This window comes from Curtobacterium sp. SP.BCo (genome assembly GCF_051903265.1).
In the GTDB taxonomy this organism is placed as follows: Bacteria; Actinomycetota; Actinomycetes; order Actinomycetales; family Microbacteriaceae; genus Curtobacterium.
The window spans coordinates 819,444-839,982 of the sequence record NZ_CP194337.1; the positions used below are offsets into that span (position 1 = coordinate 819,444).

General features: G+C 72.0%; 21 protein-coding genes. 7 read left to right on the forward strand and 14 right to left on the reverse strand.

Annotation, left to right across the window (positions count from 1 at the left end):
- Window positions 1-16: 16 nt before the first annotated feature.
- From ACRQ4B_RS03990 to aztB, 3 genes are read right to left on the reverse strand one after another with little or no spacing between them, the layout of a single operon-like run.
- Window positions 17-922 carry a metal ABC transporter solute-binding protein, Zn/Mn family gene (locus ACRQ4B_RS03990; RefSeq protein ID WP_439693395.1) on the reverse strand — a complete coding sequence of 302 codons (906 nt, stop codon included), beginning with the start codon at window positions 920-922 and terminating at the stop codon, window positions 17-19.
- Window positions 919-2,115 (reverse strand): ABC transporter, encoded by a 1,197-nt coding sequence (locus ACRQ4B_RS03995; protein WP_439693397.1) that lies wholly within the window; start codon window positions 2,113-2,115, stop codon window positions 919-921. The genes ACRQ4B_RS03990 and ACRQ4B_RS03995 overlap by 4 nt, the downstream gene beginning before the upstream one ends.
- Entirely contained in the window at window positions 2,112-2,960 is an 849-nt protein-coding gene (gene aztB / locus ACRQ4B_RS04000) for a zinc ABC transporter permease AztB (protein ID WP_439693398.1), read from the reverse strand. Before aztB ends, ACRQ4B_RS03995 begins: the two co-directional genes overlap by 4 nt.
- 50 nt (window positions 2,961-3,010) lie before the next feature.
- Between aztB and ACRQ4B_RS04005 the strand changes: the two genes are divergently transcribed.
- Window positions 3,011-3,640: a metal ABC transporter ATP-binding protein gene (locus ACRQ4B_RS04005; protein ID WP_439693400.1), complete on the forward strand. Its 630-nt coding sequence runs from the start codon at window positions 3,011-3,013 to the stop codon at window positions 3,638-3,640.
- 18 nt (window positions 3,641-3,658) lie between these two features.
- Here the strand turns inward: ACRQ4B_RS04005 and ACRQ4B_RS04010 are convergent, their stop codons facing one another.
- The 5 genes from ACRQ4B_RS04010 to ACRQ4B_RS04030 are packed head-to-tail and all read right to left on the reverse strand — an operon-like array spanning window position 3,659 to window position 9,199.
- Window positions 3,659-4,891, reverse strand: a complete 1,233-nt coding sequence (locus tag ACRQ4B_RS04010) for an MFS transporter (RefSeq protein WP_439693401.1) — start codon at window positions 4,889-4,891, stop codon at window positions 3,659-3,661.
- Window positions 4,892-4,945: 54 nt separating this feature from the next.
- Complete coding sequence (locus tag ACRQ4B_RS04015; protein WP_439693402.1) at window positions 4,946-5,992, reverse strand: Gfo/Idh/MocA family protein; 1,047 nt, start codon at window positions 5,990-5,992, stop codon at window positions 4,946-4,948.
- Window positions 5,989-7,011: a Gfo/Idh/MocA family protein gene (locus tag ACRQ4B_RS04020; RefSeq protein ID WP_439693403.1), complete on the reverse strand. Its 1,023-nt coding sequence runs from the start codon at window positions 7,009-7,011 to the stop codon at window positions 5,989-5,991. Before ACRQ4B_RS04020 ends, ACRQ4B_RS04015 begins: the two co-directional genes overlap by 4 nt.
- Window positions 7,011-7,961, reverse strand: a complete 951-nt coding sequence (locus tag ACRQ4B_RS04025; RefSeq protein ID WP_439693404.1) for an ROK family protein — start codon at window positions 7,959-7,961, stop codon at window positions 7,011-7,013. The genes ACRQ4B_RS04020 and ACRQ4B_RS04025 overlap by 1 nt, the downstream gene beginning before the upstream one ends.
- Complete coding sequence (locus tag ACRQ4B_RS04030; RefSeq protein ID WP_439693405.1) at window positions 7,961-9,199, reverse strand: ROK family protein; 1,239 nt, start codon at window positions 9,197-9,199, stop codon at window positions 7,961-7,963. Before ACRQ4B_RS04030 ends, ACRQ4B_RS04025 begins: the two co-directional genes overlap by 1 nt.
- A 137-nt stretch (window positions 9,200-9,336) precedes the next feature.
- Here ACRQ4B_RS04030 and ACRQ4B_RS04035 point away from each other — a divergent pair, with 137 nt between their 5' ends.
- The 3 genes from ACRQ4B_RS04035 to ACRQ4B_RS04045 are packed head-to-tail and all read left to right on the forward strand — an operon-like array spanning window position 9,337 to window position 12,551.
- Entirely contained in the window at window positions 9,337-10,254 is a 918-nt protein-coding gene (locus ACRQ4B_RS04035; RefSeq protein ID WP_439693407.1) for a carbohydrate ABC transporter permease, read from the forward strand.
- Between the two features lie 9 nt (window positions 10,255-10,263).
- Window positions 10,264-11,193, forward strand: a complete 930-nt coding sequence (locus ACRQ4B_RS04040; protein WP_439693408.1) for a carbohydrate ABC transporter permease — start codon at window positions 10,264-10,266, stop codon at window positions 11,191-11,193.
- Between the two features lie 44 nt (window positions 11,194-11,237).
- Complete coding sequence (locus tag ACRQ4B_RS04045; RefSeq protein WP_439693409.1) at window positions 11,238-12,551, forward strand: ABC transporter substrate-binding protein; 1,314 nt, start codon at window positions 11,238-11,240, stop codon at window positions 12,549-12,551.
- A gap of 102 nt (window positions 12,552-12,653) precedes the next feature.
- Here the strand turns inward: ACRQ4B_RS04045 and ACRQ4B_RS04050 are convergent, their stop codons facing one another.
- The 3 genes from ACRQ4B_RS04050 to ACRQ4B_RS04060 all read right to left on the reverse strand — a co-directional run bounded on the left by ACRQ4B_RS04050 (window position 12,654) and on the right by ACRQ4B_RS04060 (window position 15,604).
- Window positions 12,654-13,394 carry a copper homeostasis protein CutC gene (locus ACRQ4B_RS04050; RefSeq protein ID WP_439693410.1) on the reverse strand — a complete coding sequence of 247 codons (741 nt, stop codon included), beginning with the start codon at window positions 13,392-13,394 and terminating at the stop codon, window positions 12,654-12,656.
- Window positions 13,391-14,908, reverse strand: a complete 1,518-nt coding sequence (locus ACRQ4B_RS04055; protein ID WP_439693411.1) for a M81 family metallopeptidase — start codon at window positions 14,906-14,908, stop codon at window positions 13,391-13,393. Before ACRQ4B_RS04055 ends, ACRQ4B_RS04050 begins: the two co-directional genes overlap by 4 nt.
- A 234-nt stretch (window positions 14,909-15,142) precedes the next feature.
- Window positions 15,143-15,604 carry a DUF4383 domain-containing protein gene (locus ACRQ4B_RS04060; protein ID WP_439693412.1) on the reverse strand — a complete coding sequence of 154 codons (462 nt, stop codon included), beginning with the start codon at window positions 15,602-15,604 and terminating at the stop codon, window positions 15,143-15,145.
- A 174-nt stretch (window positions 15,605-15,778) separates the two neighbouring features.
- Between ACRQ4B_RS04060 and ACRQ4B_RS04065 the strand changes: the two genes are divergently transcribed.
- Together ACRQ4B_RS04065 and ACRQ4B_RS04070 are read left to right on the forward strand one after the other, a co-directional pair.
- Window positions 15,779-16,666: an SDR family oxidoreductase gene (locus ACRQ4B_RS04065; RefSeq protein WP_439693413.1), complete on the forward strand. Its 888-nt coding sequence runs from the start codon at window positions 15,779-15,781 to the stop codon at window positions 16,664-16,666.
- 136 nt (window positions 16,667-16,802) lie between these two features.
- Window positions 16,803-17,096 carry a Dabb family protein gene (locus ACRQ4B_RS04070; RefSeq protein WP_439693414.1) on the forward strand — a complete coding sequence of 98 codons (294 nt, stop codon included), beginning with the start codon at window positions 16,803-16,805 and terminating at the stop codon, window positions 17,094-17,096.
- A gap of 96 nt (window positions 17,097-17,192) precedes the next feature.
- Here the strand turns inward: ACRQ4B_RS04070 and ACRQ4B_RS04075 are convergent, their stop codons facing one another.
- The 3 genes from ACRQ4B_RS04075 to ACRQ4B_RS04085 form a co-directional block, all read right to left on the reverse strand.
- On the reverse strand, window positions 17,193-17,900 hold the full coding sequence (locus tag ACRQ4B_RS04075; RefSeq protein WP_439693415.1) for a DUF3800 domain-containing protein: 708 nt from the start codon (window positions 17,898-17,900) through the stop codon (window positions 17,193-17,195).
- 107 nt (window positions 17,901-18,007) lie between these two features.
- On the reverse strand, window positions 18,008-18,511 hold the full coding sequence (locus ACRQ4B_RS04080; RefSeq protein ID WP_439693416.1) for a MarR family winged helix-turn-helix transcriptional regulator: 504 nt from the start codon (window positions 18,509-18,511) through the stop codon (window positions 18,008-18,010).
- Between the two features lie 58 nt (window positions 18,512-18,569).
- On the reverse strand, window positions 18,570-19,415 hold the full coding sequence (locus tag ACRQ4B_RS04085; RefSeq protein WP_439693417.1) for a helix-turn-helix transcriptional regulator: 846 nt from the start codon (window positions 19,413-19,415) through the stop codon (window positions 18,570-18,572).
- Window positions 19,416-19,516: 101 nt separating this feature from the next.
- Here ACRQ4B_RS04085 and ACRQ4B_RS04090 point away from each other — a divergent pair, with 101 nt between their 5' ends.
- Window positions 19,517-20,200, forward strand: a complete 684-nt coding sequence (locus tag ACRQ4B_RS04090) for an SDR family NAD(P)-dependent oxidoreductase (RefSeq protein ID WP_439693418.1) — start codon at window positions 19,517-19,519, stop codon at window positions 20,198-20,200.
- Window positions 20,201-20,539 lie beyond the last annotated feature (339 nt).

Sequence of the window (20,539 nt, forward strand, 5' to 3'; positions counted from 1 at the left end):
GTATTGATTCTCATTCTCAATCGGAAGTCGACAGGCCGTCGACGATCGCCGCGGTGTTCGACCGCATCATGCCGAGGTACGTCGAGGCGGCACCGTCCGCGCTGAGCGACTCCGTCGCGAGGGGCACGATCCGCACGCGGACGTCCACCTCGGCGGCGAGGACCTCCGCCAGGCGGGCGGGCTGCGACGCGTCCGCGAAGATCGTCGGCACGCCGGCCTCCTCGATCGCCTCGGCGAGGTCGCGCAGGTCCGCCGCGCTCGGCGACGCAAGGGTGGTGCCGCTCGGGATGACCGCGCCGACGACGCGGAAGTCGAAGCGGTCGGCGAGGTACCCGAACACGTGGTGGTTCGTGACGAGCGTGCGGTCGTCCCGGGCCAGGGCGTCGAACGCCGCCGACATCTCCGCGTCGAGGGTGGTGAGCGCGTCCAGGTAGGTGCCGGTGCCGGTGGCGTCGACGCCGATCGTGCGGAGTTCCTCGTCGAGCGCCTCGACCACGTCGATCATGCGGGCCGGATCCGTCCAGAGGTGCGGGTCGGGCCCACTGCCGTCGTCGGAGGACCACTCCAGCGCGTCGACCGCGTCGCCCGCGGTGAACACCGGGACCCCGTCGGCGGCCGCGGCCTCGACGTGCCGGGCGACGCCCTCCTCGAGCCCGAGTCCGTTCTCGACGACGAGGTCGGCGGTCCGCAGTCGAGCGGCCTCCTTCGCGGACACCTCGAACGAGTGCGGATCGGCGCCGGCCGGCATGAGCACCATGACCTCCGCCGCGTCCCCGACGACCTCGGTCACGACGTCGCCGAGGATGTTCGTCGTCACGGCGACCAACGGCCGGTCGGACCCGGACGTGCCGCACGCGGTCGCGGTCGCACCGACCACGAGCGCCACGACGGCGGCACCGACGCACCGCGCGAGGCGGCTCACAGCCCGACCTCGGCGAACGCCGTCGGTGCGACGGGCAGCTCGATCGTGCGTGCCACGCGGGCGCCGTCCGCGAAGTCGATCTCGTGCACCGTGCGACCGTCCGGGGCCGCCAGGTACGCGCGTTGGGCGTCGAGCTGCAGGAGCGGCGTGGTGGCCGCGCCGACCAGGGGATCGGTCGTCGCCACGCTGCCGGTCGCCAGCGTGTGCACCACGACCCGGCCGCGGTCGTCCACACCGACGACGTGCTCGTCGTCGTCGTCCACGGCGACCACCGTCCGCAGCGGGCGCTCGGTGGGGACGTGGCGCCACTGCTGCTCGCGGGCGTCGAGGAGCCAGAAGCCGGTGTCGCCCGCGAGGCCCGCGACCGTCGGTCGGCCGGCGCGTGCCGCGAACGCCGTCGGACGTCCGGCCCCGGGTGCGGCGTCGGGCAGCGCGACGAACGCCGCGTCGCCGTCCTCGTCGACGACCACCGCGCCGGTAGCGCAGCCCACGACGGCTCCGGCGCGCGTGACGATGCCGCCCGCCGGGTCCGCGCAGGGCTGCGCCTCCCCGTCGCCGTGCGTGCCGCCGTCGCCGTCGAGCACGCGGACGCCGTCGTCGGACGCGGCGACGAGTCGGTCGCCCATCGGCAGCAGGACCGTCGCCTCGACCCGTGCCGTGACGTCGACCTCGCCCTGCCCGAGTGCCGCGCGGTCGAGCACGACACCGGCGGACCGGTCCGGCCAGGTGACGGTGGTCAGGGTCTCGGACGAGTGCACCTCGACCCGGCCGCCGCCGTCGAGCGTGCCGACGACCCGCGGCGCGGCCGCGTAGTAGTGCGTGTGGTCGCCGTGGTCGACGGTCCAGGCGCCGCTGTCGACGACGGTCGTGCGGTCGGCGTCGCTCGTCACGAGGAACCGCCCGTCGGTCGCGCTGTGCGACGGTGCGTCGACGGCGTCCAGACGGGTGTCGTCGCCGGTGAGCAGGTCGTGCACCGCGGTCTCGCCGGTCGCCGAGACGGCCAGGAGGCGCAGCTGCGGTTCCTGGGACTCGGTCGCGCCCGCCACGAAGCCGTGGGGCGTCGCGGACGCCGTCGGGTCGTCGGCCCCCGGTGCGGGACCGGACGAGCAGGCGGTCACCGCGAGTGCGATGCCGGCTGCGATGCCGATGGTCGTGGGGATGCGCGCAGCTGCGCGGCCGGTGGTCGGGTTCATGCTGCCTCTCGTGGTGCTCGGGGTCGGACGGTCCGGGTGACGAGGGCGGCGGCGCTCCGGGACACGGGCACGGCGGCCACCGCGACGGCGGCGATGCTCGCCCCGGCTGCGGTGCCGGCGTGCCACGACACCAGCAGGCCGACGAGGACGGCGACGGTGCCGATCCCCGCGCCGAGGAGCATCGTCGTGCTCACGTGCCGGGTCCAGGCACGGGCGGCCGCCGCGGGCGCGAGCAGCAGCCCGACGACGAGCAACGTGCCGACCGCGCGGTACGACGCGACGACCGCGAGGGTGACGAGCCCGATCAGCACGACCTCGGCCAGACGCGGTCGCAGGCCGAGCGTCGCGGCCTTCCGCACGTCGAACGCCGCGGCGGTGAAGGCGCGGTGGAACGCGACGGCCAGGCCGAGCGCGCCGAGCACGGCGACGCCGAGGCCGATCAGGTCCGCGCGGGTGACGGCGAGCACGTCCCCGAAGAGGATCGCGGTGACGTCGGTGGCGAAGGACCGGGAGCCGGACACGATGATGACACCGAGGGCGAGCATCCCGACGAACAGCAGGCCGATCGAGGTGTCGTACGACAGCCGGGCGCGACGGCGGAGCGCGCCCACACCGAACACCATCACGCCGGCGCTGACCGCGGCGCCGATCACCGCCGGGATCCCGGTCAGGGTGGCGACCGCGACGCCCGGGAGCATGCCGTGCGAGAGCGCTTCGCCGAGGAACGCCGTGCCGCGGACCAGCACCCACGTGCCGACGACGGCGCAGAGGACCGCCGCGAGCCCGCCGCCGACGAGGGCACGGACCATGAAGTCGACGGAGAAGGGGTCGGTCAGCCAGGTCACGGTCCGAGACGCTACATGAAAATGACTATCGATACTGATAGTGTCCTCAGGTGCTCACCGCTGCGACCGCACCCGCCCTCGACGTCGCCGGACTCGTCGTCCGTCGCGGCGACCGGATCGTGCTCGACGGCCTCGACGCCACGTTCCCCGCTGGGATGGTCACCGCGGTGACCGGACCCAACGGGTCCGGCAAGTCGACCCTGCTCGACGTGCTCGCCGGTGTGGTGGAGCCGGACGCCGGGCGGGTGGCGCGCCTCCAGGCCGACCGCGGTCTCGCCTACGTGACCCAATCCGTCCCGCCGACCGCGCTCCCGCTGACCGTGCGGGCGACCGTCTCGATGGGACGGTGGCCGCACCGTCGGTGGTGGCGACCGACCACCCGCGCGGACCGGGCGGTCGTCGACGCGCAACTCGACCGGATGGCCATCACGGACCTGGCCGACCTGCCGTTCGACGACCTGTCCGGCGGACAGCGGCAGCGCACGCTCGTGGCGCTCGGACTCGCCCAGCGAGCCGGCGTGCTGCTCGTGGACGAACCGACGGCCGGGGTCGACGCTCGCTCGGCGGCGCTCGTGGTGTCGGCGCTCGCCGACGAGGCCGCTGCCGGTGCGGTCGTCGTGCACGCCGCGCACGACCTGGCGGGCATCGCCGCCGCGAATCGGGTCGTCACCCTGGGGTGACGGCGAGCCGACCGGTGTCTACGGGCAGACGACCGCGACCGGGGCCGTCGGGGCGGTCGCCTCCACCGACTCCGCGGGGACCGGGACGGCGTTCGACCGCCGCAGGCCCATCGAGACGAGCACCACCGCGCCGACGACCGCGACCGCACCGGCGAGCCAGAAGTCCGCCGCCAGCCCGAACGAGGACACCGCCGCGCCACCAAGCACCGACCCGGCCGCGATCGCGAGCTGGATCGTCGTGACGAAGAGCGCGAGCCCCGTCTCGGAGCCGCCGGGCGACGCCGTCGACATCCACGTCTGCATCCCGAGCGGCAGCGCACCCCAGACGAGCCCCCACACCACGAGCAGCACGAACACCCCGACGACCGAGTGCGCCAGCAGCGGCAGCAGCACGACCGACACGGCGAGGACGACCTTTGCGACACCGATCGTGCCGAGGACGCTCCGGCCGAGCGTGAACCCGGCCGCGAAGTTCCCGGCGATGCCGGCGATGCCGAACACCAGGAGCGCGAGGGTCACCGTGTCCGGGCCGACCCCGACCAGGTCCTGCAGGTACGGCGCCACGTAGGTGTACGCGGCGAACTGTGCGGCGAAGAGGAAGGCCGCCGCGATCAGCCCGACCCGGGCGCGGGGGACCTTGAGCAGCGACCCGAGGGTGGCGAACCGGACCCGCTGCAGCGCCGGGATCCGCGGCAGCATCGCGAGCTGCAGGACGAGGGCGACGAGGCCGAGCGCGCCGCCGATCACGAACGCGAGCCGCCAGGTGGCGAGCGAGGACACGAGGGCGCCGAGCGGCAGGCTGACGACGGTCGCGACGGAGACGCCGGCGGTGATGAGCGACGTGGCGCGGATCGTGGCCTCGGGGCGGACGAGTCGACCGGCGATCCCGGCGCCGATCGCCCAGAAGCCGCCGATGCCGACACCGAGGAGCATGCGGGCGACCAGCAGCACCGCGAACGAGGGCGCGACCGCGGCGAGTCCGTCCGCCACCACGAGCAGGACGGTGAGCGACACGAGCACCACACGGCGGTCGATCCGGGACGTCAGGACGGTCACGACCGGCGCTGCGACGGCACCGACGAGGCCGGTCGCGACGACCATCAGTCCGGCGGTCCCGATGCCGACGTCGAGGTCGCGGGCGATCGCGGGCAGCAGCCCGATCGGGAGGAACTCGGACAGGACGAGGACGAACGATCCGAGTGCGACGGACACGACGCTGAGCCACCCACGGCGCGCTGCTGACGAGGTCATGCGGACGTCAAGCAGGCGCCGGGGTGGTCCATTCCCGGGTGACGACGGGGTTCGTCAGCTGGTCACGACGGCCTGCTCGCCGACGACGGTGACCGTCCGGCCGGTCGCGACCGACTCCTGCGCGGCGAGCACGATCGACAGCGTCCGCAGCCCGACGTGCACGTCCGGTTGCGGCTGCTCGCCGGAACGGACCGCGTCCACGAAGGTGCGCAGCATCGCCTCGTCGAAGTCGGCGCCGTAGCGGGACTCGATCGGCAGCCCCGACTCCGCCACAATGCCGCGCGCGGCCGCCCCGAAGAAGTCGACGGACACCGTGCCTCCGGTGCCGGCGACGTCGAGCGTGAGCCCGCCCCACACCGCCGAGGTGTCCGGCTTGCTCCACGAGCAGTCGATGCCCGCAACGACGCCGTTCTCGTACGTGATCGTAACGAGGCCGGCGGTCTCGGCCTGGGCGCGGGCGGCGTGCAGCGTCCGGTTCGCCACCGCGGTGACCGTGACGGGTGCGGAGCCCATCAGTCCCTCGAGCATGTCGGCGATGTGCACGACGTGGTCCACGATCGCGCCGCCGCCGGACAGGTCCGGCTCGGTGAACCACGAGCGGGTGAGCGGGAGCATGCCGTTGTTCGCGCCGCGGATCGAGAACAGCTGTCCGAGGGCACCGGAGTCGTGCGCCGCACGGAGCTTGCCGAACGCCGAGGCGAAGCGGACCGGGAACGCCACCATGAGCATCACACCGGCGGCCTCGACGGCGTCGCGCATGGCGATGCCGTCGGCCCACGTGGTCGCGAGCGGCTTCTCGCACAGGACGTGCGCCCCCGCGGCGGCGGCGGCCTCGACGAGTTCGCGGTGCTTCGCGTTCTCGCTGGTGACGACCACGGCGTCGGGGCCCCAGGCGAGGAGTTCCTCGTAGGTGTCGACGTACGTGACGCCGAGTGCGGACGCCAGCTCGCCGCCGCGGAGCTCCACGATCGAGGACCCGGTGCTGACGCCGTCCGGGTCCGACCCGCGCACCTCCACCCCGGGCATCGCGGCCAGCGCGGCGAGGTACCCGATGGCGTGCGTGTGGGCGAACGACATGACGGCGATCTTCAGGTCGCTCATGCGAGCACCCCCGTGGCCGACAGGTCGACGGGCTGCCCGGTCTCGAGCGACTCCAGCGCGGCGTTGGCGATCCGGACCGCCTCGACGCCGTCCTCGGCGGTCACCCGGGGTGCCGCCCCGCCGGCGAACGCGGCGGTGAACTCGCGGAGCTCGAGGCCGTACGGGTCGTCCGCCGGGTCGATCTGCGGCAGGAAGCCGTCGAGCCCCTCCGGCACGGCCAGGTCGGCGACGTAGTCCTGCTCGGCGAGCGACGAGTGCGACAGGCTGCCGAGCGTGCCCGTCACCGAGTACTCGGTCGAGAAGCCGAGGTGCGACGGCCCCCAGATGCCGGCGACGTGCGTGATCGCGCCCGACGCGTGGGTGAGGAGCACGTGCGCCGCCTCGACGGGCTCGGTGTCCGTGCCGCCCCGGACGCTGACGGCGGAGACCCGCACGACGTCCCCGGCGACCCAGCGCGCGATGTCGAGGTCGTGGATCATCTGGTCCATCACGATGCCGCCGGACAGCGCCCGGTCGGCGAACCACGGCGTGCGGGTCGGGAAGGCGCCGGAGCGCACGAACCGCAGGACCGCCAGGTCGCCCAGGAGGCCCGTGGTGACGGCTTCCTTGAGGCGCACGTACGCGGGGAAGAAGCGCACCACGTGCGCCGGGTAGAGCTGTCGGCCCGCCTCGCGCGCACGCTCGGCCAGGTCCGCCGCGTCGGCGTCGGTGCGGGCGAGCGGCTTCTCCGAGACCACGTCCTTGCCGGCCGCGAGCGCTGCCCGGACGACCTCGGCGTGCGCGAACGTCGGGGTGACGACGTCCACCAGGTCGACGGCGGCGAGCAGCTCGTCGAGCGAGTCGACGACGGTGATCGACGACCCGGCGGCGTCGGCGTCGGCAGCGAACGCCGCGGCGAGCTCCGGAGCGCCGTCCTGCGCGTACACGGTGACCGTTCCGAGCCGGAGCAGGCCGGGCATGTGGGCGTACGCGATGCCGCCGGCGCCGACGAGGCCGATCCGGGGAGGGGTGTCGGACATCAGGGTTCCTTCACGGGTGGGTGGTGGACGGGGGAGTTGACGAGGAGGGCGGCGCCGGCCAGACCGGCTCCGGCGCCGACGAGCGACTGCTCGACGGCGGGCACGGCGCGCCACTGCAGCCGCTCGGCGACGGCGGCGCGCAACGGGGCGAGCAGCCGTTCGCCCGCTTCGCCGAGTCCGCCGCCGATGACGACGGCACCGGGGTCGAGGACGGCCGTGAGCATGACCACCCCGGTGGCGAGGGCGTCGACGGCGTCGTGCCACACACGGTCCGCGACGGGGTCGGTGCCGACGAGCTCGGTGACCTCACGGGTGTTCGCCGCGAGGGACCCGCCGGCCTCCCGGTAGCGCCGCAGGACGTTGCCGGCGGAGGCGTACACCTCGACGCAGCCGCGCTGCCCGCACGTGCAGAGTTCACCGCCCGGGACGACGGGTACGTGGCCGAACTCGCCCGCGCCACCGGTGGCACCGTGCACGATCTGCCCACCGGTGACGATCGTCGCCGCGATGCCGGTGCCGATCGGGATGAAGACGAACTCGTCGACCGACCGCCCCGCAGCGGCACGCGCTGCCCGTTCGGCCCGCGCCGCCGCACGGGCGTCGTGGTCGAGCGCCACCGGCACGCCGAACCGCTCCCCGAGCAGGTCCGCGACCGGCAGGTCCGACCATCCGAGGTTCACGGCGAGGGCCACCCGGCCACGGTCCGCGTCGACGAGTCCGGGGGAGCAGAGGCCGATGCCGGTGAGCGACCGTCCGGCAGCGCGGGCGCTCACCGCGAGCTGGTCGACCAGCGCGGTGACGGCGGCGAGGGCGATCCCGCCGGGCAGGCCCTCGTCGACGGCGCCCACCGGGAAGGTCGGGACCGTGGCGCGGTCCAGCACGGTGCCGTCGGCGTCGAACAGGGCGCCCTTGACCGTGGTGCCGCCGATGTCGACCGCGACGACGGCCATCAGGCGCTCCGCACCGCGAGGTCGTCGGCAGCCGCTCGACGGACCAGCTCGTCGATGCGGGTCGGGGCGAGGACCTCGTCGAGCGCGAGGACCACGCCGCCGTGCACCCCGGCGTCCCGCGGTGCCCGGCTGGCCCGGACCTCCAGGTCGTCGGCGACGAGCGGCAGGCACATCCGGTAGAGCTCGCTCCGGATCGCCGCGACCAGTGGTGGCGACGCGGACATGGCGCCGGCCAGCACGACCTCCCGCGGGTTGAAGAAGTTCGCGATGCCGGCGAGCACCCGGCCGATCAGGGCCCCGGCGGTCCGGAGCTCCTCGACGACGGCGGCGTCGCCCTGGGCACCGAGCCGGAGCAGGTCGCTCGTCGTGGTGACGTCGTGTCCGGCTGCGCGGAGCCGGGCGATGATCGCCCCCGCGGACGCCACCGATTCCAGGCAGTTCGGCACGCCGCAGGTGCAGCCGATGACCGCGGTGCCGTCCACCGCGGTGTGCGAGACCTCGCCGGCCGCGCCACCGACCCCGCGGTGCAGGCGGCCCCCGGCGATGACGCCTCCGCCGATGCGGGTGCCGAGCTTCACGGCGACGAGGTTCGACCGTTCGGCCGGTTCGGTGTCCGAGCGCTCGGCGAGGGCGATCAGGTTCGCGTCGTTCTCGACGAGGACGGGTGCGTCGGTGTGGTCGGCGAACAGGGCGCCGAGCGCGACGTCGTGCCACGAGGGCTCGAAGCTCGGCGTGACGATGCGTCCGCTCGGGTACGCGATCGGTGCCGGCACCCCGATCGCGGCACCCTGGAAGTCGTCCATCGACAGCCCGCAGTCACCGGCGATCGCCTCGAAGCGTCGCCAGAGCTCGCCCACCGCGGCTGCCGGACCGTCACCGCGGGGCAACGGGTCCGAGGACCGGGTGTCGTCGGAGTCGGCGAGGGTGCGCCCGGCGAGGTCGCTCAGCACGATGCGGGTGTGGTTCGCGCCGAGGTCGGCGGCGGCGACGAACCCCGCCGAGCCGTCCAGCTCGAGGCGTCGCGCCCGTCGGCCGCCCCGGGAGCCCTCGGCACCGACCTCGTGCACCAGGCCCAGGTCGACCAGCGCGTCGACGCGCAGTCCGACGGTGGACGGCGCGAGCCCGGTGGTGCGGGCGAGCACCGACCGGGAGGACGAGTCGCCGCCGCGGATCAGGCGCAGGACGTCCCCGACGGACCCGGGGACGGGCTCGGCGTCCTGGTAGAGGCGGTGGTTCATGGCGTCATGCTAACCCGCTCTTGCATCGATCGTCGAACGAAGTAGGGCGAGAAATGACTATTTACTTTTCGTCATCGACGAGTAATCTTCCGGAAACACATGATTCCTAGCGTTCAACGAAGAACGAAGGAGGCACCATGCCGAGTGCTGTGGCAGCACCACCCCGCTCGTCACTCGAGCGCAAGGAGGGCCGAGCGGGCTACGCCCTGATCGCCCCGACGAGCATCCTGCTGGCGTTGTTCTACCTGTACCCGCTCGTCCAGACCGTCGGGTACTCGTTCACGAACTGGAACCCCGCGACCGGCGCCGCGGGCGACTTCGTCGGGCTCGCCAACTTCGCCGGACTCCTGCAGGACGACGAGTTCCTGCAGGCCGCCGGCAACACCGCGCTGTACGTGGTGATCGTCGTCCCCGTGACGATGGTCCTCGGGCTGTTCTTCGCCGCGCTCCTCGCCCAACCGTTCCGCGGCCGCGGGGTCTACCGGGCCCTGCTGTTCGTCCCGTACATCGCCCCGATCGTCGGCAGCGCGCTCATCTTCAGCTTCATCCTGTCGCCCCTCGGCGGCCTGGTGAACGGCGTCATCACGGGACTCGGCGGGCCGCCGATCGGCTTCCTCAACTCGGAACCATGGGCCCTCATCAGCGTCATGGTGTTCTCGATCTGGCAGGGCGTCGGCTACGCGATGATCATCTACTCGGCCGCCCTGACGAACATCCCGGCCAGCTACATGGAGGCCGCCACCCTCGACGGCGCCGGACCGATCCGTCGCTTCTTCACGATCTCGCTGCCCCTCGTCGCACCGACCACCGGGTTCCTGGCGGTCACCGGCGTGATCAGCGCGCTGCAGGTCTTCACCCAGGTCTACGTCCTCACCCAGGGCGGTCCGCTCCAGTCGACCGAGACGATCCTCTACTACATCTACCAGCAGGGCTTCGTCTTCTTCCACGGCGGCTCCGCGAGCGCCGCGGCCGTCGTCCTCCTCCTCGTCGGCATCATCGTCGCCGTCATCCAGCTGCGGTTCATCAACCGCCGCGACCCGATCGAGCTCACCTAGGAGACCGACGTGACCCACTTCGAAGCCGACGCGCCCTTCGCGGGCGCACCACGGGCCTCCAGGCAGCTCGCCACCGGAACGGTGGCCGTCCCCCGTCGGAAGCGACCCTTCCGCGCCCGCTGGCGGAAGACCAGCCCGGCCGTCCTCCGCCACGTCATCCTGCTCGTCGCGGTGGTGCTGTTCTTCGGCCCGTTCCTCTGGATGGTGCTGACGAGCTTCAAGTCCTCCGCCGAGGCGCTGGCCTTCCCGCCGAGCTTCTTCCCGCGCGAATGGCGGTTCGACAACTACACGAAGGTGTTCGACGTCGCACCGTTCGGCATCTACTACCTCAACTCCACGATCGTCGCGATCGCCACCACGGCGGGGCAGATCGTCACCAGCCTCGCCGCCGGGTTCGCGTTCTCCCGCCTGCACTTCCCGGGCAAGAACGTCGTGTTCGTCATCCTGCTCGCGGCGCTGCTCGTGCCGTTCGAGGTGGTCTTCACGCCGCTCATCAGCCTGCTGTCGTCGCTCGGGTGGCTGGACAGCTACCAGGGCCTCATCGTGCCGAACATCCCGTCGATCCTCGGGGTGTTCCTGTTCCGGCAGTTCTTCACGTCGTTCCCGGCGGAGATCGAGGACGCCAGCCGGGTCGACGGCGCCGGGGTCTGGCGGCGGATGTGGTCCGTCGTCGCACCCATGGCGACCCCGATGATCGGCTCGTTCGCGGTGCTGTCCTTCGTCTACAACTGGAACAACTTCTTCTTCCAGTTCCTGGTCGCGACGAAGACCGAGTTCTTCACCGTCTCGGTCGGTCTGACCCAGCTGCAGTCCGCGAACGCCGCCGAGAGCTTCAACCTGCTCATGGCCGGCTCGACCCTGGCGATCCTGCCGGTGTTCATCGTCTTCCTGATCTTCCAGAAGCAGATCGTGTCGGCCATGGCCGGCGGGCTGCGCTGAGAACCCGACGCTCCACCCTCACCCAGGTCCGGAAAGGACAACCCATGCGATCACGAATGCTCGGCGTGGCGGCACTCGCCCTCGGCGTCGCCGTCACCCTGTCCGCCTGCTCCGGCGGCTCCGTCACCGGCAACAGCGGCGGGTCCGGCGGCGGCAAGACCCAGATCACGGTCTGGCACAACTACACCGGCGACCAGGCCACCGAGGTCAAGAAGCTCATCCAGGACTACAACGACTCCCAGGACAAGGTCCAGGTCTCCGCGCAGTACGCGGCGCAGAGCGACCAGTTCGACGCGAAGCTCATCAACGCGCTGAAGAACGACACCGGGCCGAACATGGTGCTCGGCGACAGCACGCCGCAGAAGATCGGTCAGGTCGTCGAGACCGGCAAGGTCGTGCCGCTCGACAGCTACCTGTCCGACTCCGACTCGTCGATCACCACGAAGAGCTTCACCGAGGGCATGCTCGCCACCGGCAAGTTCGAGGGCAAGACCTACACGCTGCCCACGGACATCGGCGACTACGCCGTCGTCTACAACAAGCAGATGTTCAAGGACGCCGGCATCACGGACACCCCGACCACCTGGGCCGAGCTGCAGGAGGACGCGAAGAAGCTCACCAAGGGCACCACGCAGTACGGCATGTACCTGCCGATCGGCACCGGTGAGTGGCCCGTCTTCACCTGGCAGTCGATGCTCTGGAGCGCCGGCGGCGAGTTCATGAACGAGGACAACACCAAGGTCGAGTTCAACAGCGACGCCGGCGTGAAGGCGCTCACCGCCTGGACCGACATGCTCGAGGACGGCAGCGCCTACCCGCAGTCGCTCATGACCTCGACGTCGAACGGTGGCACGCCCGCGCTGACGGCGAAGAAGGCCGCGATGGCGATCACCGGCGCGTACGACCTCGGCACCCTCGACGAGGCGCTCGGCAAGGACAACGTCGGCGTCTTCGCCCTGCCCGGCATCGAGCAGAACGCGGCGAACCTCGGCACGAACAACTCGTACCTGCTCGACGGCTCCAAGGCCGAGAAGGACGCGTCGTGGGACTTCATGCAGTGGTGGCTGAGCCCGGAGGTCGAGGCCAAGTGGGACATCGCGACCGGCCTGCTCCCCGCGAACACGGCGACGAACGACGACGCCACGTGGAAGAAGCACCTCGCCGACAACCCGCGGATCAAGGCGTTCGCGGACGAGCTCGCCTACGCGAAGTCGCGTCCGTCGATCGTCGCCTACGGTGAGGTCAGCGAGGCCCTGTCGCAGGAGCTCGAGAAGGCGATGCTCCTGAAGGAGAGCCCGAAGGACGCGCTAGCCGCTGCGGAGAAGAAGGCGCAGGCGGTGCTCGACGCGGCTGACTGAGTCGGCCGCGGTCGTCGACGCGACTGCTTGACGGACTGGAGGCGCGGTGTCGGCCGGCACCGCGCCTCCATTCCGTCAGCGGGTGACGCGAGACGGGTCGGGTCAGCGCGCGTCGAGGGCTGCCCGCGCCGCGCGGACGACGTCGAGGTCGGTCTCGAAGTGGGCGGAACCGTCATCGGCGCCGCCCATCGGGACGCCCTCGTGGGCACTGCCCGGTGCCGCGCGCTTGGCCGACAGGTGCACCGCGGCGGCACCGGTCGCGACGAGGGCGGGGACGTCGGCGGGGGTGACGCCGGCGCCGGCCATCACCTGGACGGGTCCGGCGGCCTCGACCATGCGCGTGATGGTGTCCGCGCCCGCGACCGCGGTGGGGGCAGCACCCGAGGTCAGGACACGCGTGAACCCGAGTGCGTCGAGGGTCGCCGCGGCGGAAACCGGGTCCACGGCGTGGTCGATCGCCCGGTGCAGCGTGACCTCGGCGGTCGTGCTGACCGACCGGGCCGCGTCCACGAAGCGCCGGAGGGCGTCCTCGTCGAGGTTGTGGTCCGGGCGCAGGGCCCCGACCACCACGCCGGCGGCACCCGAACGGAGCACCGAACGGACCTCGCGGACCATGAGCTCGATGTCGCCGTCGTCGTACACGAAGCCGCCGGGCCGGCTGCGGACCAGGGCGTGCGCGGGGATCCCGGTCTCGTGGGTGGCCTCGACCAGCGCCTGCGAGGGGGTCAGACCACCGAGCTCGAGTCCGACGCAGAGTTCGACCCGGTCGGCACCGCCGTCACGCGCGACGATCGCACCCGCCGGGGAGGTGACGGCGATCTCGAGTGCGGCGGTCGTGCTCATGCAGGGTCTCCGAGTGGCTGGTCCGAGGCGGGGATGATCCTGGCGGTCAGGTCCGGGGCCTCGGTGAACACTCGATCGTAGGGGAACAGCGGGCGTTCGACCCTGTGGTGCCCGAGGCGCTCGAGGTCCTGGTCGACGCCACCGGGTGTCAGCGCGAGCATCCAGTCGGCGGCCATGTCGAACAGCTCGGGTTCGAGGTACCCGATCTTCACGACGACGATGTCGGCGTCCCGCGGCGCGAGGCCGAGGTCGGTGAAGTCGTGCTCGTGGTGGTACGGCTTCCGGAGCTTCGTCAGGATCGCGAAGACGCTGCCGACCTGCAGCACCACCTCGGTCTCGGCGTCACGGTCACCGTGCTTGATCGCGTGCACCCGGCCGGTCATCGTGATCGGTCCGGCGTGCACGGCGTCGACCGACGCGCCGGCCGTCACGGTGACGGTCGCACCGACCCCCGCCGCCACCGCCGTGGCCACCGCAGCGGGGCCGGGCACGCTGGCGGAGATCACGGTCGGGCCGTCCGCCGTGGCGAACGACGGGTTGGCCAGCAGCCGGGTCAGGCCCCAGGTCATGTCGCCGGACCCTCCGGCGGTCGGGTTGTCGCCGGAGTCCGAGACGAAGAACGGCCGGGCGGCGCCGGGAGCGAGCGCGGCGGCGAGGCACTCGTCGAAGGAGCCCGTCGGTGCCACGAACACGAAGTCCTCGCGGACGTCCCAGAACGCCCGCGCCAGTCGCTCGGCACCGGCGGCCACGGCGGCCCGGTCCCACCCGGTGACGACCGTGACCGCACGGTCGCGGGGCTGGTCCGCCCAGGCGTAGCCGACCCAGATCGCCGCGTCGAGGACGCCCTCGGTGGCCTCGACCTGCGGCACCTGGGCGTACAGCGACGCGGCGGGTTCGATGCGCGTGGAGGTCTGCTCGCCGGGCAGCAGCACCGGGATCGGGATCCACGCCTTCACCGGACGCTGCGACCCGACCGGCCGGGTGGTGAGGACGTCGACCAGGTTCCGGACCGCGCGCTCCTTCGTCTCCAGGGCGTCCTCGTGCGGGGCCATCCGGTAGCAGGTGACGAGGTCGACCTGGTGCGCGAGCTCACGCGTGACGTTGCCGTGCAGGTCCATCGATGCGGACACGATCACGTCGGGGCCGATCACCGAGCGGATGCGGGCGAGCAGGTCGGTCTCGGCGTCGTCCAGCCCCTCGACGACCATCGCGCCGTGGATGTCGTACCAGAGCCCGTCGACGTGCTCGGCGGCGACGATCGCGGACAACCGGTCCACGATCTCCGTCGCCAGTGACTCGTACGACTCGCGGTCCACGATCCCGCCCGGCAGCGCGTGGCCGATGAGTGCACCGCGGAAGTCCGCGTCCACCGCGGACAGGAACGGGTAGCGTGCCACCACCTCGTCGCCGCGGTCCGGGTGGAACGCCGCCGCGTGGGTCCGGGTCGGGGTGAACGTCGAGGTCTCGATGGCGAGGCCGGCGATGGCGACGACCGGTCGGCGGGTGGGGTCCACGCTCCGACGCTACCGCGCGGCGTCGGACGGCGGGGCGCGGGGTCGGTCCGCGGCGCGGGATCGGTCCACGGTGCCACCGTCGGTCCACGGTGCCACCGTCGGTCCGTGGTGCCGCCGTCACTCTGCGGTGCCACATGCACTCGCACAACGACGATCGCCCCGCGCCACGGCATTCCGTGGTGCGGGGCGATCTCGGTTGCGCGAGTCGACGCGGTCAGCCCGCGCGCCCGGCGATCAGACGCGGCGGGTGCCGACGCGCGGCAGGAGCAGGCCGAGCACGATCATCGCGACGGCGAGGATCAGGTGCAGCACGTTGTCAGCGCTGTTCAGCGGGACGAAGTTCGCCGGGTCGGCCATCCCCGCGGTGAAGAGGCCGTAGACGAACAGGACCGCGTAGACGATGCCGCCGACGACGAGGTAGAGCCGGGCGCCACGAGCACCACGGGCCGCGAGGAGCCCGACGACGCCGAACAACAGGTGGACGATGTTGTGGAGCACGGACACCTGGAACAGGCCGACGAGCATCGCCATCGAGCCGTGACCCGCCACGGACATCGTGCCCATGTCCATCGTCAGGCCGGGGATGAAGCCGGCGATGCCGACCAGGAGGAAGACGACGCCGAAGACGAAGGCGCCCTTCTGGGTCCACGTCGATCCGTACCCGACGCGGGTGGTTGCTGCTGCGTTGCTGGTCATGGTGCGACCTCTCTTCCGGGAGAAGACCGACACATCCGTGCGCGGCCTGGACGCTCATGACGTCCACGGTGCATTCGGAGCACTCGCACGGGCGGTTTGCAGGTCGACGCGTTTCGCCTTCCACGCGTGCCCGACCTGGACGGATCGTGCGCACTCGCCGAGCACAGTGGAGGCATGAGCCAGTACGACAAGCGCGACCCGAACACCCTCTACCCCGCTCCGCCGTACCCGAAGCAGGAGCAGTCCCTGCCGGGTGCCGCGTGGAAGATGGACCCGAAGCCCGACCACGGCGAGGACAGCTACGTCGGCCTCGGCCGCCTGCAGGGGATCCGCGGTGTCGTCACGGGCGCCGACTCCGGCATCGGCCGTGCTGCGGCGATCGCACTCTCCCGCGAGGGTGCCGACCTCGTCCTCTCCTACCTGCCGGACGAGCAGGAGGACGCCGAACAGGTCCGCGACCTGCTCGAGGGCGAGGGCCGTCGTGCGGTGCTCTTCCCCGGGGACATCTCCGACGAGCAGTACTGCGCCGACCTCGTCCAGAAGGCCGTCGACGAGTTCGGAGGGCTGGACACCCTCGTCATGGTCGCCGGCCGGATGGACAGCAACGAGGACATCCTCACGCTCGACACCGCGATGTTCGACTCCACGTTCAAGACCAACATCTACTCGCTCTTCTGGCTGACGAAGGCCGCGGTCCCGCACCTCGAGCCCGGCTCGACGATCGTCACCACCGGTTCGATCCAGGCCTCCACCCCTTCTGCGGACAAGATCGACTACGCGGTGTCGAAGGGTGCGATCAAGCTCTTCACCGAGGCCGTCGCGCAGCAGCTGGCACCGAAGGGCATCCGCGTGAACTCGGTCGCGCCCGGCCCGGTCTGGACGCCGCTCCAGCCCGGTTCCGACGACGCCGAGACCGTGTCGCACTTCGGGGAGCAGTCGCCGTTCGGTCGACCCGGGCAGCCCGCCGAGCTCGGTGCCGCCTACGTCCACCTCGTCAGCCCGGAGTCGAGCTACCAGTCCGGTTCCACGATCACCGTCGCGGGCGGGACGCCCGCCTTCTAGCCGTGGCCGGTGACGGACGGGAGGCGCGGTGCCAGCTGGCACCGCGCCTCCCGTCCGTCTGTGGCCGGCTCCACGGCCACGTGCCAGGCTCGACGCAGCGGACCGTCCGACCGAGCCGGCCGCATGAGGAGCAACCATGGCGGGAACGACGCACGTGGTCCTGGTCGAGTGGAACGACGCCGGAGCGTCGGCCGAGGCGGACGCGCTGTGCCGCGAGCACCTGCTCCGCATCGACGGGGTGGAGTCGGTGCGGTCCGGCGAGAGCGTCAGCACCGAGGGCCTGGAGGGCGAGTTCGACTGGATGCTCGTCGTGCGCTTCCGTGACCGGGCGGCGCTCACGGGGTACCTGCCGCACGCGGAGCACCAGCCGGTCGCGGCGTTCATCGGGGGTGCGAGCTCCCGGGTCGTCGTCTTCGACATCGACGACTGAGCCCGCAGATCCTCTAGACTGTCGGTACGACGGGCCGGTTCCCGGAACGTCGCCAGCCGAAGGCCCCGCTCGCGGGGCCTTCGTTCTTTCGCCGGGTCAGGGCGTCCAGTTGTGAACGTGGACGATCGACGGGACGATCGACGCCCATTGGCGGGCGAGCGTTCGCTGTGCGGCGGGGTGCGGGTTCTCGACGCGCTGGCGGCGGAAGTGCACGTACAGGGCCATGTCGATCGTCTGCAACCCGTCGCTGGAACGTGACGACGCGAAGTTGAGCGGTGCCGAAATGTGCTCGAGTCTCGAACTGGGGTCGCCGGCGGTGCCGAATTCCTGGTACCCGGCGAACGCGCGTTGGTGCTCGACGTGGGTCGTGATCTCGTCCGCGACGACGATCGCTTCCCCTTCCGGATCACGAGATCCCACAAGGTGATCGATCTGTTCGAGCACGTGGCCGAAGGCGACGGCGTGCGGCGTCCGTGGGTACCGGAAGCGAGCATTGAGCCGTGCGACATCGACGCCCCGGAAGATGTACTGCACGCCGCAAGCGCCGGCAGCTCCGAGCACGGCGAGCGAGATGCCGGCAGCTTCGCGGTGGCGGCCACGCATCCGACGCCAGGGTCCGGTGCCGCCCATGAGTTCGTGCCCGTGGAACTCGATCGAGTCAGGAGTGCCGTGTTCGTGGGCCGTCCGGCGTCGGATCGCTGTGAAGTGACCTTCGAGTTCGTGCCACTGTTCGAACGTGGCGACCGCCGCGCCGACGAAGTAGAAGTCGCGATCGTACGATTCGTCGACGTAGGCGATGAGCATCCGCCAAGCGTTCCACGAGGCGGCCCACCCTCGAGAAGCCTGTGGATACACGACACACGGTCACGAAGGCGACCGGCGAGGTCGCGACCTCCCCGGGTCGGTCCGGCTCAGGCGCGCTTGCGGCGGGGGCGAGCCGATCGGGGTGGGATCGTGCGCATGTGGTCGCGGACCCGGGTGAGCACCGACGCGAGCCCCGTGACGTCGTCGTGCGAGAGCGGCTCGAGGAACAGCGCCCGGAGCACCTCGACGTGCCCCGGGAACACCCGTGCGAGCACGTCGCGGCCGGCGTCCGTGATCGTCACGGTGACGCCGCGCTCGTCGTCCGCCGACGGGCTCCGTGACACCAGGCCCGCCTGCTCGAGCAGACCGACCTGGTACGTCAGGCCGCTCCGGCTGTAGACGACGCCGTCCGCCAGGTCGGTCATCCGACGGCTGCCGTCGTCGGCGTCGCCCAGCGTCGCGAGCAGCTGGAACTGCACGTAGCTCAGGTCGCCGGCGTCCCGCAGCTGCTGCTCGATGGTGTGCCGGAGCAGGCTGCTCACCTCGATGAGCGCGAAGTAGGCGCCGAGCTCGGCGGGGTCGAGCGGCGGGGTGGTGTCGTCGGCCGTCATCGTGCCAGCCTACTGTTGCGAATTCGAAGCAGCAGGTGGGGCTGCGCCCGGCGCCGCCTCAGCCGACGAGCTCCTGCGTCCCCAGCACGATCGCGAGTGCCAGCCGTTCGGCGTCCGCGGTCCCCGGTTCAGCCGTGTACGCCAGCACCGTGAGGTCGTCCGTCGCGATCTGCAGCGTGTCGCAGTCGAGCGCGATCCGACCGACGGCCGGGTGCTCGACGACCTTGCGGCGACCGGACTCCCGCGGGACGACGGTGTCGCCCGACTCCCACAGGGCGACGAACCGGGGACTCGCTGCCCGCAGGTCTCGCACGAGTCGTCCGAGCTCCCGGTCGAGCGGGTACCGCGCCACGGTCAGCCGGAGTGCGGCGACGAGCGACGCCTCGAACGCCGCCTGTTCGGCGTCGGTGTGGACGGCGCGGCTGCCGGGACCGACGAGGTGCCGCCACGCGGTGTTCCGCTCGTGCCCGCGGAGCGCGCCGACCGGCCCCATGAGGGCGTCGTAGGGAGCGTTCGCGACGAGGATCGTGCCGGCGGCGTCGAGCACCGCGACGGGGGTGTCCGCCAGTCGGTCGAGCAGGCGCTGCACGCTCGGCGGGATCCGGGAGGGGACGACGTCCGCGCCCGGGACGGCGAGACCGGCGAGCCGGAACAGCAGCTCGCGCTCGGCGTCGGCGATGCGCAGCGACCGGGCGAGTGCCTCCACCACCTGGGCGGACGGCGAGGTCGCGCGACCCTGCTCGAGCCGGGTGAGGTAGTCGGCGGAGATCCCGGCGAGGGCTGCGAGTTCCTCGCGGCGGAGTCCGCTGGCCCGGCGTCGGCTGCCGGCGACGACGCCGACGGCTTCGGGTGCGACGTGGTCGCGCAGTCGACGGAGCGTCCGGCCGAACTCGGTGTGGTCCACGCCTCCAGTGTGCGACCACCCGCGACCGGTGTCCTGGGTCCACCGGTCCTACGACAACCGGACGACTCCCCGGCGGGACCGCACCGGCCGACGCTGGATGCATGACAACGACACTCGTCACCGGGGCCACACGAGGCCTCGGCAAGGAAACCGCCCGTCAGCTCGTCGCCGCCGGACACACCGTCTGGATCGGCGCCCGGGACCTCGACACCGGCCGATCGGTCGCCGACTCCATCGGTGCGCGGGCCGTCCAGCTCGACGTCACCGACGACGCCTCGGTCGCTGCGGCGTTCGCCGTCCTCGAGGCCGAGGGAGGTCTCGACGTCCTGGTGAACAACGCCGGGATCGGCAAGGTCGCGCTGAACGGCCCCGAGGCCCTGGAGGTCTTCGACACGAACGCGGTCGGTATCGTCCGGACCACCGAGGCGGCACTGCCCCTGCTCCGGCGTTCCCCGAACCCGGTCATCGTGAACATCTCGAGCGCGCTCGGCTCCTTCGCCGCGAACCACGACCCGGAGAAGCCGGCGTCGCAGTACCAGGCGATCGTCTACGGGGCGAGCAAGGCCGCGGTCTCGATGCTGACCGTGCAGTACGCCCGGGCGGTGCCGGAGGTGCACGTCGTCGCGGTCGAGCCCGGGTACACGGCGACCGAGTTCGGCGGGGTGGAGAACCCGCACGGTCGCCCCGTGGAGGTCAGTGCCGCCACGGTCGTCGCGGCTGCCGTCGCCGGTCCCGACGGCCCGACGGGCGTCTTCCTGGAGGACGGTGCGCCGCTCGGGTGGTGACCGTCGTTCCTTCCCCTGTCGGGTGGGATGGGAGGCAGTTTCGCGCGTACCAGGTCGTTTCTTTCCGCTGGGTACGCGCGATTGCGCTGGGTACGCGCGGGTGCGCCCGGCGCCCGGCGGACGGACGGGAGGCGCGGGCGGGCTGGTGCCGTGCCTCCCGTCGTTCCTTCCCATGGCGGGTGGGATGGGAGGCGCTTTCGCGCGTACCAGGCCGTTTCTTTCTGCTGGGTACGCGCGATTCCGCTGGGTACGCGCGCGTGCGCCCGGTTGCCGGCGGCCGGTGATCGGACGGTCGGGAGGCGCGGGGCGGGCTGGTGCCGTGCCTCCCGTCGTTCCTTC

Excerpts from the sequence above, each read along its gene's own strand:
- ACRQ4B_RS03995 (WP_439693397.1), bottom strand. The coding sequence starts at position 2,115 with ATGAACCCGACCACCGGCCGCGCAGCTGCGCGCATCCCCACGACCATC.
- ACRQ4B_RS04010 (WP_439693401.1), bottom strand. The coding sequence starts at position 4,891 with ATGACCTCGTCAGCAGCGCGCCGTGGGTGGCTCAGCGTCGTGTCCGTC.
- ACRQ4B_RS04015 (WP_439693402.1), bottom strand. The coding sequence starts at position 5,992 with ATGAGCGACCTGAAGATCGCCGTCATGTCGTTCGCCCACACGCACGCC.
- ACRQ4B_RS04020 (WP_439693403.1), bottom strand. The coding sequence starts at position 7,011 with ATGTCCGACACCCCTCCCCGGATCGGCCTCGTCGGCGCCGGCGGCATC.
- ACRQ4B_RS04025 (WP_439693404.1), bottom strand. The coding sequence starts at position 7,961 with ATGGCCGTCGTCGCGGTCGACATCGGCGGCACCACGGTCAAGGGCGCC.
- ACRQ4B_RS04030 (WP_439693405.1), bottom strand. The coding sequence starts at position 9,199 with ATGAACCACCGCCTCTACCAGGACGCCGAGCCCGTCCCCGGGTCCGTC.
- ACRQ4B_RS04035 (WP_439693407.1), top strand. The coding sequence starts at position 9,337 with ATGCCGAGTGCTGTGGCAGCACCACCCCGCTCGTCACTCGAGCGCAAG.
- ACRQ4B_RS04045 (WP_439693409.1), top strand. The coding sequence starts at position 11,238 with ATGCGATCACGAATGCTCGGCGTGGCGGCACTCGCCCTCGGCGTCGCC.
- ACRQ4B_RS04050 (WP_439693410.1), bottom strand. The coding sequence starts at position 13,394 with ATGAGCACGACCGCCGCACTCGAGATCGCCGTCACCTCCCCGGCGGGT.
- ACRQ4B_RS04060 (WP_439693412.1), bottom strand. The coding sequence starts at position 15,604 with ATGACCAGCAACGCAGCAGCAACCACCCGCGTCGGGTACGGATCGACG.
- ACRQ4B_RS04065 (WP_439693413.1), top strand. The coding sequence starts at position 15,779 with ATGAGCCAGTACGACAAGCGCGACCCGAACACCCTCTACCCCGCTCCG.
- ACRQ4B_RS04070 (WP_439693414.1), top strand. The coding sequence starts at position 16,803 with ATGGCGGGAACGACGCACGTGGTCCTGGTCGAGTGGAACGACGCCGGA.
- ACRQ4B_RS04075 (WP_439693415.1), bottom strand. The coding sequence starts at position 17,900 with ATGCTCATCGCCTACGTCGACGAATCGTACGATCGCGACTTCTACTTC.
- ACRQ4B_RS04080 (WP_439693416.1), bottom strand. The coding sequence starts at position 18,511 with ATGACGGCCGACGACACCACCCCGCCGCTCGACCCCGCCGAGCTCGGC.
- ACRQ4B_RS04090 (WP_439693418.1), top strand. The coding sequence starts at position 19,517 with ATGACAACGACACTCGTCACCGGGGCCACACGAGGCCTCGGCAAGGAA.